Source organism: Bradyrhizobium sp. LB13.1 (assembly GCF_054056815.1).
The window spans coordinates 2,695,911-2,716,537 of the sequence record NZ_JBSRYQ010000001.1 but is presented as its reverse complement, the minus strand read 5'-3'; the positions used below and the strand labels follow the sequence as shown (position 1 = coordinate 2,716,537).

Sequence of the window (20,627 nt, the reverse complement as noted above, 5' to 3'; positions counted from 1 at the left end):
ACGATGAAGGGCAAATGGGCACTCGTGACTGGTGCGACTGCGGGCCTCGGACTGGCCGTCGCGGAAGGCCTGGCCGGCGCGGGTGCCAACATTGTCCTTCACGATCTCGTCGCGCCGAAGCAGGCTGCGGATGACCTTCGCGCCCGCTTCGGTGTCGAAATCATCGCGGCCGGCGTCGATCTCTCCCAACGCGAGGCGATCGAGGCCATGATGGCGGACCTGCTCGACCGCTGGGGCGCCATCGATATCCTCGTCAACAACGCCGTTATCAGGCATTTCTCCGCGATCGAGCAGTTTCCGCCCGATCGATGGGAGCAGGCGCTGGCCGTGAACCTGTCTGCGCCGTTCCATCTGATCCGCCTGGCGCTGCCGGCGATGAAGCAGCGCGGCTGGGGCCGCATCATCAACATGGGCTCGATCTATTCGAGCCGCGCAGTCGAGGACCGCATCGACTACGTCACCACCAAGACGGCGATTTTGGGCATGACCCGCGCCGTCGCCATTGAGACAGCCCGCAGCGGCATCACCTGCAACACGCTCTGCCCCGGCACGCTGCCGACGCCCGCCATCCTGAACAAGATCGCGGCGATTGCATCGGACAGTGACCGACCGGTAGACGACGTGACCCGTGAGTATCTCGGCAAGCGCCAGCCCACGCAGCGCTTCGTCGAAATGGATGCGGTCGCCGCCATGGTCGTCTTTCTCTGTGGACCCGCCGCAAACGACATTACCGGAGCCAGCCTGCCGATCGACGGCGGCTGGTCGGTCGCATGAGAGCATCGGAACGGGAGTGTTGTTATGACTGAACATTCGGGCCAGACTGTCGTGCTGACAGGCGCCGCCGGCGGCATGGGACGCGCCATCACCAAGGCGCTCTTGGACAGCGGCCGCCGCGTCGTGCTGGTCGATCGCGACGCCAAGGCGCTTCAGGAGTTGGCGGCGACGGCCGGCAATGCGGTGTTTCCGATCCAGCTCGACATCAGCGACGCAAAGGCGGTGGATGGCCTGCCCGATGCCATTCCCGGTCATTTCAAACCGGTCGATGTCCTCATCAACAACGCCGGCCACGATATCGGCGGACGGACACGCTTCGACATTGGTTCCGCGGACGACTGGTCCAACATCATCCAGACCAACCTGATCGGCCTGATGCGCGTCACGCGCGCGATCCTTCCCGGCATGGTCCAGCGCAATGCCGGCCATGTCGTCAACATCAGCTCGATCAACGCGGTCCGGATCGTGCCTGACATGGCTGCCTACAGTGCCAGCAAGGCGGGCGTGCACATGTTCACCGAGACCCTCCGGGGCGAGCTGGCGGAAACTGCGATCAGGGTCACCGAGCTTCAGCCCGGCCTGACCCGGACCAACATCATCCTGACCCGCTACCGCGGCGATCAGCAGAAGGAAAAGGACTATTTCGACCAGTTCAGGATGGCGCTCGAGCCGGCCGATATCGCCCGTTCCATTGTCTTTGCCCTCGACCAGCCCACGCACGTTCAAATTGCCGAAATGATGATTCTGCCTGTAAACCGGTTTTGAGCCCTCAAACCAAGGCCAGTCATGGACAGACGCACGGAACTGCAGTCGCTTCGCATCGAGGACGTCCCGACCGTCCGGGCGATGGTCGCGCAAAAGCTGCGCGAGGCGATCATGTCCGGAACGCTCAAGCCGGGCCAGCGGCTGGTCGAGCGCGAGCTCTGCGAGATGATGGGCGTCAGCCGTCCCTCGATCCGCGAAGCGCTGCGCGCCCTCGAGGCCGACGGGCTCGTCAATACCGTCCCGCATCGCGGCCCCGTGGTCTCGACGATCAGCCTGGAGGAGGCCCGGCAGCTCTACACGGCACGCGCGGTCCTCGAAGGCTTCGCCGGCCGCGAATGCGCCAGGCTTCACGATCCCGAAGTGGCGCGCCGGATCGGGGACGCCCTGACGCGGCTGAAGGCCGCCGCCGCCAAGCAGGATCTGGTCGGGTGCCTCGAAGCCAAGACCGACTTCTACGGCGCGCTGATCGGCGGCTGCCGCAATGCCTTCATCGAACGCATGCTCAAGCCGCTCCACGACCGGATCCAGCTGTTGCGGATCACGTCGATGTCGCAACCGAAACGGATCAACAAGAGCCTGCGCGAGGTGACCGCGATCTGGCGTGCCATCCAGAACGGCGATGCGGACCTCGCCGAACGTTGCTGCGTCGATCACATCAACGCGGCCGCGGTGGCCGCGCTCGACATGATCGAAAAATCGTCGGCGGCCAAGGAGGCGGCGCCTTCCGACGACTAAAAAAATGCCGCCAGGGAGTGTTCGATGACGTATCTCGTACGATCGCTGATCCTGTTTTTCCTGCTCTGCCCGTGTGGCGCGGCGATCGCAGACGACTACCCTACCCGCCCGGTCACGATGATCGTGCCCTTCTCCGCCGGCGGCCCCGGCGACGTCATCGCGCGGATCCTCGGCAACGCCATGAGCGCGACGCTGAAGCAGTCGATGGTCATCGAGAATGTCGTCGGCGCCGGCGGCACGCTCGGCACCAACCGCGTCGCCAAAGCCGCGCCTGATGGCTACACGCTGCTGTTGATGCATGTCGGCCAGGCCACGGCGCCCTCCCTCTATGCCAAGCTGCCGTTCGACCCCGTCGGCGACTTCGCCACGATCGGGCTTGTCACCGACGTGCCGATGATCCTGGTGGCCCGGCCGAATTTTCCGGCCAAGGATCTCGGCGAGATGATCGCGCGCATCCGCAGCGAAGGCGACAAGATGACTTTCGGCAATGTCGGTCTCGGCTCGGCCTCGCAGCTCTGCGGCCTGATGTTCATGAACACCACCGACACAAAACTTACGCCGATCTACTACAAGGGCGGCGGACCGGCGCTGAACGACGTCATCGCTGGCCACATCGACGTCTATTGCGATCCCGCGACCGGGCCGACGCCGTATATCCAGTCGAACACGATCAAGGGCTGCGCGATCACAAGCAAGAAACGCGTCGGGACGCTGCCTGACGTGCCGACCTCGGCCGAAGCCGGTGTTCCCGAGTTCGACGTCACGACCTGGTACGGCCTCTACGCGCCGCGCGGCACGCCGAAGCCGGTGATCGACCGTCTCGTGAGCGCGCTACAGACAGCCCTGAAGGATCCTGCCCTGATCAGCCGCTTTGCCGAACTCAGCATGGCTCCGGTCGAGCCCGAGCGCGCGACGCCGGAGGCGCTCGAGGCTTTCCTGAAGGCCGAGATCGGCAAATGGGGACGGATCATCAAGGCCGCGGGAATCGAGCCACAGTAGATCCCACCATCAAGGGCTCGAAGCGGGCCTTCAGGTAACACTCGACTGGCGATGATCCGCGTCGCGTACCGTCCGGATCGACCACTCTCTTGGGATCAAGAGGCAGTACCTCTTGGATGAACAGGGGGTACAACGACCGCATGAAATGCGGATTCGTGTTGTCCTTGGCGCATCCGAACCGCAGTTTCTGATGCGGGTTGGGATGATAAGTGAAACCGCCCGTGGCATTCGAGATCACGTCCGTCTGAACGAACTGTTCCAGGTCTTCGCGCTTCCGGATACGCGGATCCGTCTAAATCGGGGAATGGTGCTCTTTTTGCGGCCCGAATCATTAGAGCCACATCGGAACGATCGAAATGACGAGCAAAACCCCTAAAAGGACATTGAGGACGCGCCACTGTATCTCCGTTTCGAGCAGGCGAGCGAGCAGCAATCCGGCGGCGCACCAGAGCGAGAGAGACAGGATTGCGGCGATACCAAATGCGCACCCGAGCAGCGCACCGAGTTGAAACGGGTTGCCCGCAAGCGCAGCAAAGGAAGCTGCGGCCCCCAGCGTCATCGCCCAGCCTTTCGGGTTGTGCCATAGCAACCACACCCCGCCGAGGAAGCTGGTCGGTTTCGCGAGATTAGCTTGGAGATGGGGAGGTCCGCTGCGACCGATCTTCCAGGCAAGCCACAAGAGATAGAGCCAGCCGATCGCCTTCATAGCGAGTAGCAAGGACGGTAGCGCCAGCAAAACGCTCCCCAAGCCAGCAGCGGCCGAGGCCGCCATTGAAGCAAGGCCCACCGCGAAACCGGCCATGAGCGGTATGGAGCGACGATAACCGAAATGAGCGCCCGAGGCTGTGGCTAGGGTCGTTGCGCCTCCTGGCGTGATCGTCGAAACGATAACGAAGAGAATAAGCGGTAAGAACTCGGCGGAAGACACTCTCTGCCCCTGTTTATTGAAGCGAGAATTTACCGCGCCGCAATCCATTATGGAAACGCATGCTGTGCATGGAACGCATTACGATCCATAATGCAAGGATGAGTCGTAATCTCGATATGGGGCTTCTGCGGACCTTCGTAGCCGTCGCCGATCATGCCAGCATGACGGCGGCCGGAAATGCGCTGCACCTGTCTCAAAGCGCCGTCAGTCAGCAGATCGCGCGATTAGAGGATTTGTCTGGCGCTCTCTTTACGCGTGATCGCCGACGCATTCGGCTCACCGCCACAGGAGAGCGGTTGCTGGGGAAAGCCCGTCGTCTGCTGGTCCTGAATGACGAGCTTTGGTCAGACATGACTACCGAGGCGATGAGCGGGCAAGTTCGCCTGGGCGCTCCCTACGATCTCGCCGGCACGTGGCTCGCTCCAATCTTGAAAACCTACACTGAGAACCATCCGTTGGTGGACATCATGCTCGTTTGCGCCGCGTCTCCTGATCTTCTGGCGAGCACCCTGGATGGGACGATTGATGTTGCCCTTATCGAAGAACCGCTCGGGCCGTCCCGTGGCGAGTGCCTGATCGTCGATCGCTTGGTGTGGGTTGGTGCAAAGTCCGGCTCGGCACATTTGAAAACGCCGTTTCCTGTTTCGATGGTCGCCGAAACATGCGGATTCCGGCCTGCGGTCCTTCAAGCGCTAAGTGAGCACGGCGTGGCATGGCGCACTGTGTTTGAGAGCGGGAGCATCGATGCCAGCACGGCTACCGTTCGCGCAGACTTGGCGATCACGGCTTTGCTCACCTCGACCGTGCCGGCCGACCTCGAGATCGTACCTACAGAAGCGGGCCTGCCTGAGTTGCCTCCGTTTGCGATCAACCTGCATATGCCTAACGGCCACGCGCCGCCAGCCGCCACCGAACTTGCGCGGCACATCCGTGAAAGCTTGATACGACATCTGCCGGGAACGTAAGCGCCGTCTTCAGCCTCGTTTATCATGGGATAGGACGAGATGAGGATCATTATAGTATGGCTGGCAACGCTCGGCTTGAGCTGCGGCGACAATAGGCTGCATCTCGCATCAGTACCGGTTGCGACCAAATTGGAAGCTGCCGTTCGTTAAGGAAGCCTCGGGCTGTTGGAAGACAGTCTGGTCCATAGAAGCAAGATGATGCGAGTTATCTGGCTTCCGGATTATGCAATTGTGGTGCGACCGCGCGCACCAACTCGGCGACAAGTATCACTGCTGGGTCCATGTCGGTGCGATGGTGCCGGACAAGATGGAGCGAGACTAGCGTCCGATCTCAAAGATAGACTTCGCGTTTCGTTGAACAGTGCTTAGGCGGCGGGATTCTGCAGCTGTCGATCCCGCACGCGACGTCAACGCGAGCGGTCGGAAGCTTGCAACGCGGACAGCGTTCATAGGCTCAATTCGTATCTTGATAAGTCGAACGAACGTTCAACGCGCGAGGACTTTCATCTGCCTTCGACCAAAACGAAACCAGCACAGAATTTCCAAATGCGCCGGAAAATCCTCCTTCAGCAAGGCCATTCCTCTAACAAAATCAGCATGTTGGATCTGGCTGGGGCGGGAGGGTCCCCACCCAGATTTCGGCCCTGCGACCGCTACAGCTACCTACCTGAAAAATCTCGGGAAAATCCGAGCGACACAGAGGGTGTGTAGCATTTGGGTGCCGCACCATCAAGAAGCGCAAAACGAGCCCACCAATGTGACCTTAAAGCCATCACCCCAACGAAGCTGACAACTGTGGCCTCGCGTCAGACCAAGGCGCGGTCACGAAGCGCGCGATGGCCTCCTCCGGCAGCACCGCCCCGAGCGCACTCAATCCTGGCAGCGATCGTTTCGGCTCAGGCTGCTCTCGCAGCAACGGCCTCCACTTCGGCGGCAACGGGGGCGCCCAAGGGCGCGTAGCCTCTGGGGCGCAGCGAACTTCGGCCTTCATGACGGTTACCGATCCCCATGCCGATGCGGGTGGTAACGGTTAAGGGCGGTAGTCTGGCGGCATTGAGATCGAGTGGACCCTGCACATTCGACGTCAATCGCACCGCCGAAAGACAGACCTCAGCAACGAAGTATGTCTGCGAATGGCTTTTCGGATCGCCGGACCGGTCGACTGACCACACCGTTCGACCGCGGCGTCAGACAAATTTCCGGCTTGCCGACCACGGGTATAGAGGAACAGGGCATGGACTAACGCAAGCGGTAGCATAAGCGATGCCCAAACGCCCCCTCGGAAGCAATATCAAGCCGAGCCATACCAACGGCACGCGTCGCTCCTACTTGAAGGGCGGGTGGTTGCTGCTGGCTCGTGCGCAGAAGAAACTGGCCGGGCCAGGCGACATTATCGATGCCCTCAAGGCTTTGTTTTCCGATCCCAAGCTGGTGCTCCGGCCGGCCACCACGCGGCCGTACAAGCAGCAGCTCCGTGCAGTCATTGGACACAAGCTTCATGTAGGGGAACTGGAGCGTGATCGCGCCGTATCCGGCCTCGCCGACCTGACCGCTCTACTGAAAGATCGCCGCGGCCCTTGCGCGAAGCGCTCATCCAGAGCGAAACTCAAGGCCCCGACCAAAGCCGAATATCTCCAGATTTGCGCTGACTTCAATAACCGCTGGAGGCTCGCCGGCGGGCTCGACGATACGGATACCGTTCTGTCCCTGATGGTCGCCCTCGGCCCTTACCTCGGACTCCGTCCTTGCGAATGGCTAAACACGACGATCCTTGGCAACAAAATGGTTGTAGCCAATGCGAAATCGACCAACGGGCGCTCGGCCGGCAAGACCCGCACTATTCTGCTCGACAACGTTCCGGAAGGGATCGAGCACTTGGTAGAGCAGCTGATCGTCGGGCTGCGCCGCCTCTTCGATAAACTGGAAGAGAACTGGAGGCGGCTCCTCGGACGGCTTGGTGAGCGGCTGGCGAGGGTTTGTGCGCGGTTGAGCATCCGTAGGTGGTCGTTGTACACCACACGGCACGTAGCCATGGCAAACTGGAAACGGGCCGGTTTCGGCGCCGCGGAGATCGCGGCACTAGCTGGACATATCTCGACCAAGACAGCCCGCAATCACTATGCCGGCGGCCGCCATGGCTGGACGGCCAAGTTTGCCTGCGCCCGGCCAGACCCCGATCTGACGGGCTTGATCTCGTTGCGTAACAATACGACGCTGATTCGTCCGACTGTCGCTGTCAGCGCAAAGACCAACAAACTCGACATGATCGACGCGACCGCGGCGGTCGAACGTCCATTGGGAGTTAAGATAAACCAGCACCGCGCGGACGAGACGCTCGCAGAGGGTGAAATCACGTTGACGCCCGTTGGCAATGAGCAACCGGTTGAGGTGAAGCCGCCTGCTGCATGGACCTGGGGCAGACAGACGCCGCATATCAAGCGAGCATGGAGGTGACGCGCTGGGCCGGCGGTGCATAGGGCAAGGAGAAGCCTCCGTCGTGGGGCAGCCAGGACGACGTCAGGTTGGCGCTCGGCAAGGCTCCGATGCAACCGCTGCTCGCGAAACTCGTCACAGAATTGGCGCCGCTCGAAGCCGTCAAGGCGATCGAGAAAATCCACGAAGTGCACGGCCACCGCCAGTGCTGCAAAGCGTTGACGTACTTCAAGAGCGCGATGACGTGGGCGAGCAAACGTACCGCGTCCGTCTATACGGCTCGACGCCGTGGTGGCTGGCCGTCAAGCGTCCAGACCCCACCGCGGATGAAATCATGGCAATGCGCGATCGCAAGGCGAAGCTGGCGACAGCGAAAGCCGAATTCAAAGTCGATCACCTCGGCACCCTCCTCGTCGAACATGAACAGTACTCCTGCTTGAGCAGGTCACCATGGCGTGTAGATTTTTCCTCGGTGCAGTCGACGATGTTGATCCCGTGCTCGGCAACCGCATCGACGGCACTGGCGAACTCGACTAGCATACCGCCGACAACACCTCGCGCCGCGCGCCCATGCTGATCTTTCCCGCCATAGAGGCCACCGAAGCAATTTGGTGGCGCCGCTGCAGTCATCGGCGAGAAGTTGTCCAGTAACATTCTTGATGAGACAATGCGCCCCGGCCAACACTGACAAATCCTTTGAACCATCACCGGATTATTCATCACTCGTGGGGTCAATGATGGAAGCCGATGGGGGTCAAAGTTCGGCGCTTATTTACACAACTGTGGGAATTAGGACACAGACACACATCGCACAGCCTGTCGGCACCGGACGGACCACGGCACAAGTTCAAGCCGGTCTCAGGCCCGCACCTTGTCTATAGTTTCCTGACGACTACGCCGAACGCCATGGTTGAACCGATCCATCCGAAGCCGATGCCGGTGATCCTCACGACGGATATGGGGCGCGATGTCTGGATGCGAGCGCCATGGATTGAGGCTAAGGCGCTGCAACGGTCGTTGCCGGATGATGCGCTCTCAGGATCGTGATGCGTGGGGCGGACAAAGAGGATAGAGCGGCAGCTCTAACGCGACAGCATTGGTCGGTTATCTTGTCGTTGCGTCGTCCAACCGCGCTAATCCAGCCTCGATCACTACGATGTCTTCCTCGATCTGCTGGATAGTAGTCGTGCAGTTGATCCCGGTGCACGCGTTGAGGTCTGCGATAAATTTCCGGCGCTGTATTCGAAGCTCATCGAGAGACTTCTGATCCTTGAGCGAAAGATATCCCTCCACGATCAGCCCAATCGCTCCTGACATCTTCCGTACCCCGAGCCTCATTGATACCTTCAAGCTGCAATCACGCCTCCTGAGTTCGCCTAAAACAACGCCCCTCCGCAATTTGTGCGCAGCAGCCGTCAGATGCGAGCCTACGATCAGCCCTCGGCGCCTTAACGTCAGGAGAGCAAGTGGCTCACACAGCTCGATAGAAAGTCCCGCTCCCAATATCGCAAGGGCGCGTTGCTCATCCGCGTCGAGATCGGCCCATGCGATGCCTTCCATCACGCGCCTCAAAGTTATCCCCGAGGGACATCTCAAAACCCGAACGCCTGCCCGATTTGCCGCAGCATAGCCATGGCCGCGTCGGTGTACCGACCGTGAGTTAGATATTGATCCACCTGCGCCGTACTGATCAGCGCAACAGCGAAGACCGTGAAGCCCTTAAACATTGGGGCGTCTCCTGCAAGAGACCGCCAACCGGGCGTGTCGAAGTATTAAACCGTTCTCAGAATGCGCTGCCGCTTATGGCGACGACCTATATGTAAATGGTGACAGTGACCAGTAACCGTTTCCTTAACGAGCGCGATGTCTGGATGCACGCGCCCTGGGCGTTGCAACGGTTGCCAGATTACGCGCTGCGCATCGCCATGCATGAACCGGATGCGGCGCGGTCACGTCCGATGTCGGCCGGAGAACAGACATAGCAGCGGCTTGTGCGCCGTTCTGCTAAGCGCCAGAAGGCGACGGTTCGCATCGGAGGCGATGACTTCCGGTCTACCCGGATAAGCGGACGTGGTCAGGTCGGACCGGCGTGTCGGAATGGACCAAACTCCAGAGATTCACTCTGGCATACTTGAGCCGATTCGGCAGACACTCTTCATTCAGGCATGCCTACCTTTCGAGCAGCCTCACGCATTTTGTTGGCAACTTCGATGGATTTTATCGGACCGGTCCCGTACCGCCGAAGGCGCCAGTAAGGCGCAAGCTGGAGAACCTGCGCCTTCACTGTTTGAGCATCCTCTAGCCTTCCTGCTTCTACGTAACACGCAATCGCTGTCGTAAGCCCCCCGAGGAAATAAGGAAATAACCGGATTGATCTGTCTGCCCAGCTTGCCGCTTCCTCATACCTCCCGGCATTGAAGTGACCACAAGCAATACCGATCATCAAAGCGAAGCTAAATGGATCGCGCGGACTAAAGCGCATGCTTTGTTCGAAGTCAGCAATCGCTGCATCCGAACCGCCGTCCCAAGCACGCACCCAGCCTCTCGCATTATAAGCCTGCGCAAAATTGGGATTTGCGCGGATGGCCCGCTCGATCATTTCCAGACCGGCATCAAAGTCAACCCTATTATGACAAAGAGCAAACCCAATGCCGACAAGCGTAACTGCATCATCAGTGCTTAATTCTTTCATGCGGTCAAAAAGACGCAACAACTCCGCATCGTCGCTTGCAAAGTCGGCAGGCCAGTAATTGGCTCGTCGCCACATAAGACACGCCGCGGCAGCGCCATACGGCTGCGGAAAAGCCGGGTCAAGCGCCATTGCATTTCGGAAATGTTGGAGAGCGGCGTCATTATTCTCCGGGGTCGTGGGCCAATTAATGTGAGGAAGTCCACGATAGAGCTCGGTAACCGCGTCGATGTTGCCAATTGGCTTTCGTCTGGTTCGCTCAATCTCGGCACGCTCGAGCTCGGGTTCAATAGCTCCCACCACATGTCGCGTAAGGGTGTCCTGCAAATCGAAAATGTCGTCCAGCGCACCTTCAAATCGATCGGCCCACAAATGAGCGCCTGTCGTGGCGTCAACAAGCTGCCCGGTCACCCGCACGCGAGAACCTGCCTTGCGAACGCTGCCTTCTAGCACATACCGCACGCCCAGCTCGTGTCCGACTTTCTTAATATCGACAGCCTTACCCTTGTAGGTAAAACTCGAATTGCGCGCGATCACAAAAAGAACCTTGGACTTCGACAACGCCGTTATGATGTCCTCGACCATCCCGTCCGCAAAAAAATCCTGCTCGGGATCGCCGCTCATGTTCTGGAACGGCAGTACCGCGATTGACGGCTTGTCGGGCAAGGTTAGTTGAGGCGCCTGTTCGATAACTTTGGTTGCGTGTGGTTTTGCACGGGTCAGCGCAAAGACCCGCACCGGACGTGCGATGTTCTTGAGCGCAATCTCCCCCTTGTCATCGAATGCAGTATTAACACGGTCGCGAACCTGACGATAAGCGTCGTCAGAAATACAGACGCCGCCCGGTTCGGCTATGCCCTCAAGGCGAGCTGCGATGTTGACGCCATCGCCAAATATATCAGTATCGTCAAAAATGATGTCGCCGACATGGATGCCGATGCGGAATTCAATCCGGGTCGCGGGTAGTCCGTCAGCACTTTGCCCGACCATACTGTCTTGGACCTCAAGCGCACACCGCACCGCATCTACCGCGCTGGCGAATTCGACTAGCATTCCGTCGCTGGTTGTTTTGACGATGCGCCCGCGATGCGCAGCGATGGTCGGATCAACGAGGTTTTTCCTGACCGCCTTGAGCCGGGTCAAGGTTCCTTCCTCGTCCTCGCCCATGAGACGGCTGTACCCGGCGACATCAGCCGCCAGCACCGCTGCCAGTCGCCGTTCCACCCGCTCTTCGGTCAAACAATACCTCTAAAGCTGGTAGGCCCACCCCGCCTATCAAAGCACATCAGGCTGCTGCTGGACTAGAGCCGACTTTCGATTTGGGTCAAAGGCGGCGGTCTGCACCGGAGGCGCAAACTTCTGCTCTACCCCCGACCCCAGATCTGCTGATGCACTGCGCCAACCGACGCGATGGGCCAAAAGGCGACATGCGGGATATTACTCTATCAACAGCAGCCCCTGCTTCTTATCGCCGTCGAAGGTATTTACAGCATCGAACAGCCGCTTCCGCTCGACGCCCGTAACCTTCCGGCTGGTGTGGGACTGGGCGACTTTGGCCAGCTCGTCGAGCGTGAGACCCATGATGCATACGCCTGTCCAGCAGCTCCACGTGCCGGCCAGCACCTTGCCCTCCGTCCTCGCCGCCTCGCCAAGAGACAGGTACGTATTCGCAACAGCGGCAGGTCCGTAGCGAGAGCCATTTGATTGCCAATCAACGTGTCTTTGGAATGTGGCTGCCACGGGCAGGTGCCACGCACGCTCTATGGGCTCAGGCGTACGTGTTGCCGATGAATCAGCTATGACTTCTGATCGAACGTGCGATCGGCTGACCACCAGGGCCCCGGCGCACACCAGACCACGGCGAGAACCATGCTGCTGATGCTGACGCGGTGCCATCGCTTCATGGGTCAAAACCTTTGGCCGCAATGAGGACATCGGCCGGCAAAATTATATTCAGAAGCCTACTGGCAGGAAGGAGATTCCATGTGCGCGTCCGTTCGGGTTGAAAATGCGACCGCATCTCCCGACGGGGCCGCCCGTGTGTTCAGGAAAAGCGACAGCCAATCGGACCTTTTCCGCGACATCGCCGACACTTTTCAGCGTCGCGATCCAGATGCTAGATTTCCGACCCCTACCCCGAATAGGAGGACGACATGCCCGATAGCGTCTACAAGGTCATTGAGCTGGTCGGCACCAGCACCGACTCGTGGGAGAAGGCGGCTGCCAATGCGGTCGAGCAAGCTGCTAAATCCCTCCGGGACCTTCGCATTGCAGAGGTGGTCAAGCTCGATATGCAACTGGACGACAAGGGAAAAGTCGAGGCCTATCGCACCAAGCTCAACGTCTCGTTCAAGTTCGAAGGCACCTGAGCCTCAAGCACCTCGCCCTTGCGGGCGAGGATGGCTCATTGGAAAACACGCGTTGCGCGGTCCGCCCAACCGGGCGCTGTGGCCTATCCCGGAAGTTGCACTGCTCCGACTGGGTCCGATATGCTCTGATGCAGGGGAGCGTATGGCGCGTGGTGGACCCATGTACATGGTCATTCGCAAATACACGAATGTTCGTTCGGTAGCGGACGCCGCTCGTCGCGCCAAGAGCGGCGTCGGTGAGATCCTGAGGCAATCGCAGGGATTTAGATCTTACCATGTGCTGGATGCGGGCGACGGTGTCGGCGTCGCCGTGATGATATTCGATGACCGCGAAAGCGCCAACGTAGCAAACGCCAAGATACTGGCGTTTGTTCAGGCAAGTCTGCATGACCTCGATCTTGGGGTTCCCGAAATCACCAGCGGCGAGCTTTTGGTTGACATAGAGTCTAATGGGTTTTCGGGCGTCAAGTAGAGTCGCCAGTTGCGTCGCGGTGCTGCCCTTGCTCATGTCATCGACCTGATGTCACCCTCGCGTTGGCGACAGTCGCGTCCTGGATTTGCGCGTGCCGCCGGTCAGGAATTCACCGAGGATGCTTTTCGAGGAGCAGCAACGACATGAAGCAACACACCTTCGAAGCTTCCAACACAGCGATCTGCTGGACACCGCTCGTGCTTATGGGCAGCGCGACGCCGCCAAGAGATCCTGATGAAAATGAAGAGGATGAGGAGGATGAAGATGACGAAGACGGCGCTGATGAACCGGCGGTCGTGCGCGAGCCGGACGAAGACTAGATTGACGCGTGATCGGCCGTCGGTGCTATAATATCCCCCATGGGCTGGGATGCGAAAGACATAGGGCTCCTCACCAGGCTCTGGTCCGCAGGACATAGCGCGGCGCAGATAGCGCGGCGGCTCGGGTGCAGTCGTAACGCGGTCTGCGGCATGCTGACCCGTCAGGGCCTGAAGCGCGGTCACAAGCCGCCCACGGCAAGGCCCAAGATAAGGCCGACCCCGAAGCTGAGGGCGACGTCGTCGGCAGCTTGCGTCCGTCCAGTCGCAAAGAAGGTGTCGCGGAACGCAGCGGAGAGGCAGCAGCCCAACCGATTCAGCAAGCGGCAGCTTTACGAGATACTGGCTGAGGCGGTCAAAAATACCGGCTAAGAGGTCACCGCGAACGCCGTTGCGCTGTGCTCAGTATTCGGCTCGGTTCGGGGGATCGTGCACCTTCCCAAGTTCGCCTGCTTCGGGTCAAAATGCGAAGAACTCAACGCGAGCAAATCTAGTCCGCTATATCCCCTTAAACAGACCTTAGGAGCCTTGCGGACACTTGCCGCTGGGGGCGGAAAGCCGACATGGCGACCAAGCTGTTCAAGCACCTCGTCGGCGCCCGTCGGGCCGCTTAGCTTAATGGTCGCGGTCGGCGGGGGTAAGCCGGTGAGACAATCGAGGGCCATACGATCCCAATGACCGAGGTCGGCTGCAGCGCGATAGGTGCTCTCCAGGAAGGCCGTCAGCGCTACTTCTGGGTCAGCCGATTGTCTGACGACATCGTAAGGCAGAAGAAATTCCCCGAGCTTCGGGTCGAAGTACGCCCCATCGGGCATCACCTTAGCCTCCGCAAAATCTGCAGGAGCGGGATAGGCATAGGAATAAAAGGCCGCAAAATCCGTGCTGCCGCCGCCGGGCCAAAAACCCGCCGACGAGACTTCATGACTGTATGCCTCTCGGGTCACCTCGTCCGGCAAAGCCGGAATGCCACCCGGATGTAGGGGCGCGCGGCGTCCGGAGAAGCGCGTGACCGCTAGATCAAAGCTGCCCCAAAAGAGATGAACCGGACTAGCCTTGCCGATGAAGCCGGTTCGAAATCGGGTGAACACATTGTTGGCGAGCACCAGCGCCTCGAAGAACCTTGTCACGGCTGCAGCATCGTAGGGCCTGGTTTGCCGATCATCGCAAAAGGGGATGGGCGCTGACACCTCGCTGGGTCGGTCGTGAAGCTCCGGCGTGCCCCCAATTCCCCGAACGAGTTCGAGGAAATGTACATAGAAGTCAGCCACGGACATTGGTCCTAACGGAAGCTCAGCCCTCCGCCCGTCTGCTGCTTCTCCGATGACGACATGTTTCCGGAGATCAAGGGTGATCTCAGTGCCGGCCCCGTCCGGTACCAGCGAAGTCGTCAAGCCGCGTGTATTGACGTATAGGGTCGCATGCCAGGAATGGTTGAGCCAAGGCGTTCGTGCAAGTCGGTACTTACCCACGATCTGCGAATAGATATGGAGCGCGGAACATGTCTCGCGCCACTGCTCGAACGGGATGTCTGGCCAGTTTGCGTTCACAGTGCTTCCTCCAACTAAGCTTCATCCGGTCAGTCACACAGCACCGAAATGATATGAGGCGAGGTCTCTTCGCTGCTCAAGGCCAGACGAAGAAAGGCGAATAGGGCCGGTCTCCCATTGTGACGCCATATAGCGCCACGTCGCACCGAAGACGCTTGTGGCGCCAAGCGATCATTCGCCAAAGTCCCATTGTCGGCTTCGGTCAGGCTTGGAACTAAGCGTTGGCTCGCGAGCCTATTCCGGTTTGTCACTAAATCAAGACACGGCGATCTTTGGCGGGCAAATCTTGCTCACTGTATACGCAAGGCGCACCTGGCGTTATGCGCCCTATTGGGAAACAGCGAGAACGGTCAGGCCCCTGGTACGCTTGTGGGGTGTCTCGAAGTCAATCCGCTGCCCCGGCGATAGGCCGATCAAGGCCGCTCCAACAGGCGTCAGGACCGAGATCCGATTGAGCTCGATGTTTGCCTCATGCGGATAGACCAGCACGATCTCCCGGCTCGCACCTGTCTCGTCATCGCGATAGGTCACTTTCGACCCCATCCTGATCACGCCTCGCAAGTTGTTCTCGTCCGTCACCGTGGCACGTTCCATTTCTCGAGCCAGAAAATGGGCGGCTCGCGGAAACAGATCCATGCTCGAGTTGGCCAAGGAACTGAGACGCCGTGATTCGTCCTCAGTGATCTTGATCGGCGGCAACGCCGGCTGTTCTCGCCGGCTTTCAGCTTCGAAATTGCGCATTGATCGCTCCTATGCTGCGGTTGGTCCGGGGTCGTCATCGAACGGCTTGCCCGACCGCCTCGCCCCTCCCCGGAAGAGTCGGACTACATTCGAATCCGACTGGGCTACGTTTTGGACCCTGACAACATTCGGGCATCCGGCGACGAAATACGGCATTTGATCGCCGACCTGCAGTCCGATCAAAGCCGCACCCAGCGGTGTTAACACCGAAATGCAGGCGGGATCCGACCAGCACTCCTCGGGCCAGACCAATTGCGGTGCGACGCGGAACGCCCCAATTCGTGCAATGGGTGACCCATGATCCGATGGTCACGAGCGAACGGACGTTCCCACACTCGTCCGGCACGATGTCGGCTCGGTTAATCTCACCCATGAGAAAGATCCCGTCCGGGTCTCCGGTTTGGATGGCAAGACGGGCGAGTTGTTCGAGCCGCGGATAGTCTGATGAGGTTAGTGCAATTTTTGGAAGAGGCAGCACGGCGCACTCCTTCTGCTTCAAGACGACCTCTTGGGTGGAGGTCACGAAACTGGAAAAGAGCCTGGACGGCGCGAACACCGTCCGGCTAACCGCCCGTTTGGAGGCGGCCGGCGTGAAGTCCAAAACGCGCGGTGCGCGTATCAATGTCAACGACATATGCCATGCCACTATGACTATAGGAGTTCATCTCGCCGGAAACATTGCGACGAAACCGCACAGCACCTGTGCAACACGAAATGTTCAAACGGGAAGAAAGGAGGGTCGTTCGAGCGAAAGAGTCGACCGCCACGCGGCTACAAACTGAGCAAGAGCATGCGCGGCATGTTACATCGAGCAGGATGGCCAGTCTGGCATTGCCGCAGGCGATCGGTCTCTTCGCTTCGACCCGTAAGTCCGGCAGCTGTTTGACGTGAATGTGAGCCGTAGTACAGCGCGCCGAAGCTCGGGACAACGCTCAGCACTGTGTTCATTGCAGCTGCTTCAATCGTTTCTTTTTCGCTACTTCAGAGCAGGCCCGTGCTGCACGAAATCCTGATCATGCCTTGCTGGGTGCAATCGGCGTCGGTGCGGTGGGCGGTGCTTTTGTACTGCCATGGCTGAAAGCAAAAATCGGAGCCGACACGCTCGTGTCTGGGAGATCGGCACGGCTGTGAGTCTGGTGCTTTTCGGGCTCGCGTGGGAGCCGATCCTGTTCTTGTCGGCAAGTCTTATCGCAGGCGTCTCGTGGATCGCCGTGCTCGCGGGCCTCAATCGGCTCAATATGCCTTGCCTGACTGGGTGCGAGGTGCAGGTGGCGACGAAAGCGACTGCTCCGTTGGTGCCCCTGAGCGCCGGGCCATGAAGGTCGGCAAAGTTTCATCTGCGGTTTTGGGGCGAGCTTTGTTCTGCCAAACGCCTGACGTCACGTCAGTAACCGCGCGATGCCTTCGCGAATACAGGCCAAAATTTCGTCCTGTCGCTCCTCGAGACGGGATACAGGGCCGCCGACGCCAAGAACCAGGTCGCGTCCGAAATCGCGCTTTGGCAGCAGGACGGCAATGACGCCAGCGTCCTGGACGACGATGTGCTTGGAGAACATGTAGCCGTCGCGCCGGATGCCGTTGACGATCTTCATCAGCGCATTCAGTTCGAAGTGCTCTTCCTACGGGCAAGCGGCATTGATGCGGCGCAAGAGCCGTTCAATCTCGACGTCGGTATGACCGCTGAGCAGCGTTCGCCCGATTCCGCTGATGGCAAGCGGCCGGACATCGCCGGGCTTGACTTCGAAGCGCAAGCGCTTGCTGGTTTGCAGAGCGTGAATGTATTGAGCATGTAGATCGGATTGGGTGCTGATGCTGACGAGCTCGTCGAGATTCTCATGGACGAAATCGACCAGCGCAAGGATGGCGCTGTCGCCGAATAGCCCGGTGTCCAGCCATCTGCCCATCTGGGCGATGCGCATCGTCGGCATGTAGGTGCGATTGTAGCTGTCGTAGAACAGGTATCCCAGCATCGCCATGCTCTTCAGCAACGCCGCAGCGCTGGACGTGGGATAGTCGCACTTCTTCGCGACTTCCTTCAGCGAGATCGGGCGTTTCACATCCTCGAAGTACTCGAGGACTTCGAAGATCCGCTTGGCCGACTTGATGCTGGAATTTGTCATCTGCACATATGTGGAAATAATTCCGATTAGCCGACGACAGGTATCTTGATGGACCAGAAACATGGCGCCCGTAATCGAGACAATCTAGCGCCGTATGGAAATAGAACTACATATCTGCAAGCAATAGACTCCGCGGCCTCCGGCTCTTAGTGTTCTCCCCGGCCGGCAAGGCCGCGGCGTCACAGCGGCTCAAGACAGAAATGCCCACCCCACGGGCGGCGCGCGCCTGCAGGGAGACGTCATGTAGCCGGGAATGAATTTGTATGCCGCGATCCACTGATGCCGGCCGACTCGGCACGTCGCGGCGGCGTTCCAAGAGGTCCGCTCACCGACGCACGCGGACCAGATCTGCTCAGGTTGAGTTCTTCGCACTTTGACCCAAGGCGGACATTGCTTGTATTGCGTCCCGCGCTCTAGCTGACGATTGTCCCCCGTGCTTTGATGGGCAAGACTGGGATCCTGAGGGAGGCTGTCTTGACCGGCAAGCGCGTGGAGCTGACGGCGATCGGCGTCGCTCTGGCGGTAGGGATCGCATATTTCCTGGGGGCGCGACTTAGTCTTTATCTGCTGACAAAGCCCGACGGCGTAGCCGTGTTCTGGCCGGCCTCCGGCGTTGCCGCCGGCGCCCTGATAGCCCTTGGTCCTCGTTATAAATGGCCGGTGGCAATCGGAGCGGCCGCGGCAACGATTGTGGCCAACTTATTGGGCGACAGGACTTTCGCGGGCGCCGCAGCATTCGCCTTGTGCAATGCTGGTGAAGCGTTGCTTGCGGCTGGCTTTATCGAGCGTCAATTTGGCTCGAGGTTCGCCCTCGACCGGCTGCGCCGGGTCCTGGGATTGCTCGCAGCTGCGGCGTTTTCCAGTGCTATCTCCGGGATAGGTGGGACTCTGGGGTTCAAGTTGTTCCACTTCTCCGCTGCACCGAGTCTGACGATCTGGCAGCACTGGTTCGCATCCGACGCGCTCGGCATTGTGACGGTCGCGCCGCTGCTGATCGGAGCTGCGGCCGCAAGCGGCCGTCCGCCGCCGCCGAAGGAGGCCGTCGAAGGCGCCGTAGCGCTCGCTGCGATCACGATGACGAGCACCATTGCTATCTTTCTACCGCGCGTGTCCCTTGTGACTGTGGTCCCCATCGCCCTGTTGTTTCCACTGCTGCTCTGGCTGGCGGCCCGCTGCCAGCCGGCGTTCGCCGCCGCAGCCGCATTCATCATTGCGCTGACGATCGTGTGGACAACAATCTTTGGCATTGGATATTTCGGTGACCCCGATCTCCCGATCGACGACCGCATCCTGGGTGCTCAAGCTGGTATCCTGACGACCTCGCTCTGCACCCTGGTTCTTTCCGCGCTGTTCGCAGAGCGGCGTCAGCAAGAGGCGGCGCTCAGTGAGGTGGCGGCCCGGCTGGAAGACGCCTTGGCGGCGGGAGCAGTGATGGCCTTCGAATGGGATGCCTGCACGGATTTATCGCATCACAGCGAGAACGCCGCGAAGCTTCTTGGGTACGACCCGCAAGAACCCGTAACGACAGCTCGCTTTCTTGAGCTGATCCATCCGGATGACCGCGCAAGCTTCAAAGCGCAGGTGAAAAGCGTCCGGCCCGACAAGCCTTCGTATGCGGTCGATTTTCGCGTGATGCGGCCGGACGGCCAGGAAATGTGGCTCGAGGAAACAGCAACGGCCGAGTTCGACCCAGCCGGGAAGTGCATACGCATCAAGGGCCTGACCCTTGACATTACGGAACGCAAGCGAGCTGATGAGCACCAGCGCCTGCTGGTCGCCGAGCTTGACCACCGCGTCAAGAACGTGCTTGCCCGCGTTGCCGTGGTTGCCATGTATACGCGACAGGGCAGCAGCACGATGGACGAGTTTGTCCAAGCCCTCGATCAGCGTATCCAAAGCATGGCAGTTGCGCACGCGTTATTGAGCCAGGTCAATTGGCAGGGCGTATGCGTCGCAGATATTGTGCGCCATCAATTGGCTCCCTATTCGACGAAGGCGAATACGACAGCCTGGGGGCCCGAAGTCGCGCTCACCGCCGCGGCAAGCGAAGCCCTGGCGATGGTGCTGCACGAGCTTGTAACGAACGCCTCCAAATACGGCGCACTGTCGGTCCCGGAGGGCCGGGTGTCCGTTAGCTGGGAATGCCGGAATAGCGGCGAAGCGGCGGCAGTGCTGATAATCATTTGGCGCGAGGCGGGTGGTCCGCCAACATCGGCTCCGTCTCAATACGGCTACGGAACCAGCCTTATTTGCGATCTCATCCCTCACGAGCTCGGTGGTACGGTCGACCTCGCGTTTTCATCGGATGGCGTGTCTTGCACAATCGAGATTCCCCTCAAGACGGATACAGCCGACGTGGCGTGAGATGGTTCCCTATCGATCCCTTTGCCGGGCAATGATCGGGCGCAAGACTCCCAGAAACGTTTCAACGCTGACGGGTTTCTGCAGAATGACCTCGGCTTGTCCGGAAGGTAGAGAAACGGCCGAGTAACCCGTGATGACGACGACCGGAATGCGCAGTTTGTGCAGCCGATCAATCAGCTCGTTGGCCCGCTCGCCGCCTCGCAGATTGATGTCGACGATGGCCACGTCGGGAGTGCGCTCGGCAACCAAGCGATCGCCATCCGGAATGGTGGCAGCCGGGCCGGCCACATCAGCTCCCAATGCGCGAAGTAGACGCTTGATGGCGCTGCCGACGTGCCAGGAATCCTCGACCAAGAGGATACGCGCGCCTTTCAGATCCGACGATTCGGATGGATTTGGCTCGTGAGCG

General features: G+C 59.8%; 23 protein-coding genes and 1 pseudogene. 13 read left to right on the top strand and 11 right to left on the bottom strand.

The window, feature by feature from the left end:
• Positions 1 to 3: 3 nt before the first annotated feature.
• Genes ACVWYI_RS12900 through ACVWYI_RS12885 form a run of 4 tightly spaced genes read left to right on the top strand, consistent with a single transcriptional unit; the run spans position 4 to position 3,273 of the window.
• On the top strand, positions 4 to 774 hold the full coding sequence (locus ACVWYI_RS12900; RefSeq protein ID WP_456664516.1) for a 3-hydroxybutyrate dehydrogenase: 771 nt from the start codon (positions 4 to 6) through the stop codon (positions 772 to 774).
• Positions 775 to 798: 24 nt separating this feature from the next.
• A complete protein-coding gene (locus ACVWYI_RS12895) occupies positions 799 to 1,539 on the top strand; it encodes an SDR family oxidoreductase (RefSeq protein ID WP_456662233.1) in 741 nt (246 codons plus the stop codon).
• Between the two features lie 21 nt (positions 1,540 to 1,560).
• Positions 1,561 to 2,274 (top strand): GntR family transcriptional regulator, encoded by a 714-nt coding sequence (locus ACVWYI_RS12890; protein ID WP_247348092.1) that lies wholly within the window; start codon positions 1,561 to 1,563, stop codon positions 2,272 to 2,274.
• A 24-nt stretch (positions 2,275 to 2,298) separates the two neighbouring features.
• Positions 2,299 to 3,273: a tripartite tricarboxylate transporter substrate-binding protein gene (locus ACVWYI_RS12885; RefSeq protein ID WP_456662232.1), complete on the top strand. Its 975-nt coding sequence runs from the start codon at positions 2,299 to 2,301 to the stop codon at positions 3,271 to 3,273.
• A gap of 331 nt (positions 3,274 to 3,604) precedes the next feature.
• Here the strand turns inward: ACVWYI_RS12885 and ACVWYI_RS12880 are convergent, their stop codons facing one another.
• Positions 3,605 to 4,201 carry a LysE family translocator gene (locus tag ACVWYI_RS12880; RefSeq protein ID WP_456662231.1) on the bottom strand — a complete coding sequence of 199 codons (597 nt, stop codon included), beginning with the start codon at positions 4,199 to 4,201 and terminating at the stop codon, positions 3,605 to 3,607.
• A 59-nt stretch (positions 4,202 to 4,260) separates the two neighbouring features.
• Between ACVWYI_RS12880 and ACVWYI_RS12875 the strand changes: the two genes are divergently transcribed.
• The 4 genes and pseudogenes from ACVWYI_RS12875 to ACVWYI_RS12860 form a co-directional block, all read left to right on the top strand.
• On the top strand, positions 4,261 to 5,166 hold the full coding sequence (locus tag ACVWYI_RS12875; protein WP_456662230.1) for a LysR family transcriptional regulator: 906 nt from the start codon (positions 4,261 to 4,263) through the stop codon (positions 5,164 to 5,166).
• Positions 5,167 to 6,429: 1,263 nt separating this feature from the next.
• Positions 6,430 to 7,620, top strand: a complete 1,191-nt coding sequence (locus tag ACVWYI_RS12870) for a hypothetical protein (protein WP_456662229.1) — start codon at positions 6,430 to 6,432, stop codon at positions 7,618 to 7,620.
• A 68-nt stretch (positions 7,621 to 7,688) separates the two neighbouring features.
• The gene (locus tag ACVWYI_RS12865) at positions 7,689 to 8,039 is read left to right on the top strand and encodes a hypothetical protein (RefSeq protein WP_456662228.1); all 351 of its coding nucleotides are present in this window, start codon (positions 7,689 to 7,691) and stop codon (positions 8,037 to 8,039) included.
• Between the two features lie 403 nt (positions 8,040 to 8,442).
• Positions 8,443 to 8,681: pseudogene (locus ACVWYI_RS12860) on the top strand (SOS response-associated peptidase); the annotation flags it as partial.
• A gap of 22 nt (positions 8,682 to 8,703) precedes the next feature.
• Here ACVWYI_RS12860 and ACVWYI_RS12855 read toward each other — a convergent pair.
• From ACVWYI_RS12855 to ACVWYI_RS12840, 4 genes are all read right to left on the bottom strand, one after another.
• Positions 8,704 to 9,159, bottom strand: a complete 456-nt coding sequence (locus ACVWYI_RS12855) for a hypothetical protein (RefSeq protein ID WP_456664628.1) — start codon at positions 9,157 to 9,159, stop codon at positions 8,704 to 8,706.
• 32 nt (positions 9,160 to 9,191) lie between these two features.
• Positions 9,192 to 9,326 (bottom strand): hypothetical protein, encoded by a 135-nt coding sequence (locus ACVWYI_RS12850; RefSeq protein WP_456662227.1) that lies wholly within the window; start codon positions 9,324 to 9,326, stop codon positions 9,192 to 9,194.
• A gap of 428 nt (positions 9,327 to 9,754) precedes the next feature.
• Complete coding sequence (locus ACVWYI_RS12845; protein WP_456662226.1) at positions 9,755 to 11,527, bottom strand: adenylate/guanylate cyclase domain-containing protein; 1,773 nt, start codon at positions 11,525 to 11,527, stop codon at positions 9,755 to 9,757.
• A gap of 198 nt (positions 11,528 to 11,725) precedes the next feature.
• Positions 11,726 to 11,869 (bottom strand): hypothetical protein, encoded by a 144-nt coding sequence (locus ACVWYI_RS12840; RefSeq protein ID WP_247348745.1) that lies wholly within the window; start codon positions 11,867 to 11,869, stop codon positions 11,726 to 11,728.
• A gap of 572 nt (positions 11,870 to 12,441) precedes the next feature.
• Here ACVWYI_RS12840 and ACVWYI_RS12835 point away from each other — a divergent pair.
• From ACVWYI_RS12835 to ACVWYI_RS12820, 4 genes are all read left to right on the top strand, one after another.
• Positions 12,442 to 12,657 (top strand): dodecin family protein, encoded by a 216-nt coding sequence (locus ACVWYI_RS12835; protein WP_009859447.1) that lies wholly within the window; start codon positions 12,442 to 12,444, stop codon positions 12,655 to 12,657.
• Between the two features lie 160 nt (positions 12,658 to 12,817).
• Complete coding sequence (locus tag ACVWYI_RS12830; protein ID WP_456662225.1) at positions 12,818 to 13,129, top strand: hypothetical protein; 312 nt, start codon at positions 12,818 to 12,820, stop codon at positions 13,127 to 13,129.
• 143 nt (positions 13,130 to 13,272) lie between these two features.
• Entirely contained in the window at positions 13,273 to 13,449 is a 177-nt protein-coding gene (locus ACVWYI_RS12825; protein ID WP_456662224.1) for a hypothetical protein, read from the top strand.
• 39 nt (positions 13,450 to 13,488) lie between these two features.
• Positions 13,489 to 13,818 carry a GcrA family cell cycle regulator gene (locus ACVWYI_RS12820; RefSeq protein ID WP_456662223.1) on the top strand — a complete coding sequence of 110 codons (330 nt, stop codon included), beginning with the start codon at positions 13,489 to 13,491 and terminating at the stop codon, positions 13,816 to 13,818.
• On the opposite strand, the gene ACVWYI_RS12815 is transcribed toward ACVWYI_RS12820, so the two are convergent.
• The 5 genes from ACVWYI_RS12815 to ACVWYI_RS12795 form a co-directional block, all read right to left on the bottom strand.
• Positions 13,815 to 14,993: a DUF5996 family protein gene (locus tag ACVWYI_RS12815; RefSeq protein WP_456662222.1), complete on the bottom strand. Its 1,179-nt coding sequence runs from the start codon at positions 14,991 to 14,993 to the stop codon at positions 13,815 to 13,817. The genes ACVWYI_RS12820 and ACVWYI_RS12815 overlap by 4 nt on opposite strands.
• Before the next feature lie 327 nt (positions 14,994 to 15,320).
• The gene (gene rnk / locus ACVWYI_RS12810; RefSeq protein ID WP_456662221.1) at positions 15,321 to 15,734 is read right to left on the bottom strand and encodes a nucleoside diphosphate kinase regulator; all 414 of its coding nucleotides are present in this window, start codon (positions 15,732 to 15,734) and stop codon (positions 15,321 to 15,323) included.
• 34 nt (positions 15,735 to 15,768) lie between these two features.
• On the bottom strand, positions 15,769 to 16,368 hold the full coding sequence (locus ACVWYI_RS12805; RefSeq protein ID WP_456662220.1) for a hypothetical protein: 600 nt from the start codon (positions 16,366 to 16,368) through the stop codon (positions 15,769 to 15,771).
• Between the two features lie 745 nt (positions 16,369 to 17,113).
• Positions 17,114 to 17,326, bottom strand: coding sequence for a hypothetical protein (locus ACVWYI_RS12800; RefSeq protein ID WP_456662219.1), 213 nt, complete (start codon positions 17,324 to 17,326; stop codon positions 17,114 to 17,116).
• 27 nt (positions 17,327 to 17,353) lie between these two features.
• Positions 17,354 to 17,854 carry a helix-turn-helix domain-containing protein gene (locus ACVWYI_RS12795; RefSeq protein ID WP_456662218.1) on the bottom strand — a complete coding sequence of 167 codons (501 nt, stop codon included), beginning with the start codon at positions 17,852 to 17,854 and terminating at the stop codon, positions 17,354 to 17,356.
• 474 nt (positions 17,855 to 18,328) lie between these two features.
• Here ACVWYI_RS12795 and ACVWYI_RS12790 point away from each other — a divergent pair, with 474 nt between their 5' ends.
• Positions 18,329 to 20,218: an MASE1 domain-containing protein gene (locus tag ACVWYI_RS12790; RefSeq protein WP_456662217.1), complete on the top strand. Its 1,890-nt coding sequence runs from the start codon at positions 18,329 to 18,331 to the stop codon at positions 20,216 to 20,218.
• Positions 20,219 to 20,227: 9 nt separating this feature from the next.
• On the opposite strand, the gene ACVWYI_RS12785 is transcribed toward ACVWYI_RS12790, so the two are convergent.
• Positions 20,228 to 20,572: a hypothetical protein gene (locus tag ACVWYI_RS12785; RefSeq protein WP_456662216.1), complete on the bottom strand. Its 345-nt coding sequence runs from the start codon at positions 20,570 to 20,572 to the stop codon at positions 20,228 to 20,230.
• Between the last annotated feature and the right edge of the window lie 55 nt (positions 20,573 to 20,627).

Coding starts and splice junctions, on each gene's coding strand:
- ACVWYI_RS12900 (WP_456664516.1), top strand. CDS start 4: ATGAAGGGCAAATGGGCACTCGTGACTGGTGCGACTGCGGGCCTCGGA.
- ACVWYI_RS12895 (WP_456662233.1), top strand. CDS start 799: ATGACTGAACATTCGGGCCAGACTGTCGTGCTGACAGGCGCCGCCGGC.
- ACVWYI_RS12890 (WP_247348092.1), top strand. CDS start 1,561: ATGGACAGACGCACGGAACTGCAGTCGCTTCGCATCGAGGACGTCCCG.
- ACVWYI_RS12885 (WP_456662232.1), top strand. CDS start 2,299: ATGACGTATCTCGTACGATCGCTGATCCTGTTTTTCCTGCTCTGCCCG.
- ACVWYI_RS12875 (WP_456662230.1), top strand. CDS start 4,261: ATGCTGTGCATGGAACGCATTACGATCCATAATGCAAGGATGAGTCGT.
- ACVWYI_RS12870 (WP_456662229.1), top strand. CDS start 6,430: ATGCCCAAACGCCCCCTCGGAAGCAATATCAAGCCGAGCCATACCAAC.
- ACVWYI_RS12855 (WP_456664628.1), bottom strand. CDS start 9,159: ATGGAAGGCATCGCATGGGCCGATCTCGACGCGGATGAGCAACGCGCC.
- ACVWYI_RS12850 (WP_456662227.1), bottom strand. CDS start 9,326: ATGTTTAAGGGCTTCACGGTCTTCGCTGTTGCGCTGATCAGTACGGCG.
- ACVWYI_RS12840 (WP_247348745.1), bottom strand. CDS start 11,869: ATGGGTCTCACGCTCGACGAGCTGGCCAAAGTCGCCCAGTCCCACACC.
- ACVWYI_RS12835 (WP_009859447.1), top strand. CDS start 12,442: ATGCCCGATAGCGTCTACAAGGTCATTGAGCTGGTCGGCACCAGCACC.
- ACVWYI_RS12830 (WP_456662225.1), top strand. CDS start 12,818: ATGTACATGGTCATTCGCAAATACACGAATGTTCGTTCGGTAGCGGAC.
- ACVWYI_RS12825 (WP_456662224.1), top strand. CDS start 13,273: ATGAAGCAACACACCTTCGAAGCTTCCAACACAGCGATCTGCTGGACA.
- ACVWYI_RS12820 (WP_456662223.1), top strand. CDS start 13,489: ATGGGCTGGGATGCGAAAGACATAGGGCTCCTCACCAGGCTCTGGTCC.
- rnk (WP_456662221.1), bottom strand. CDS start 15,734: ATGCGCAATTTCGAAGCTGAAAGCCGGCGAGAACAGCCGGCGTTGCCG.
- ACVWYI_RS12805 (WP_456662220.1), bottom strand. CDS start 16,368: ATGTCGTTGACATTGATACGCGCACCGCGCGTTTTGGACTTCACGCCG.
- ACVWYI_RS12800 (WP_456662219.1), bottom strand. CDS start 17,326: ATGAAGATCGTCAACGGCATCCGGCGCGACGGCTACATGTTCTCCAAG.
- ACVWYI_RS12795 (WP_456662218.1), bottom strand. CDS start 17,854: ATGACAAATTCCAGCATCAAGTCGGCCAAGCGGATCTTCGAAGTCCTC.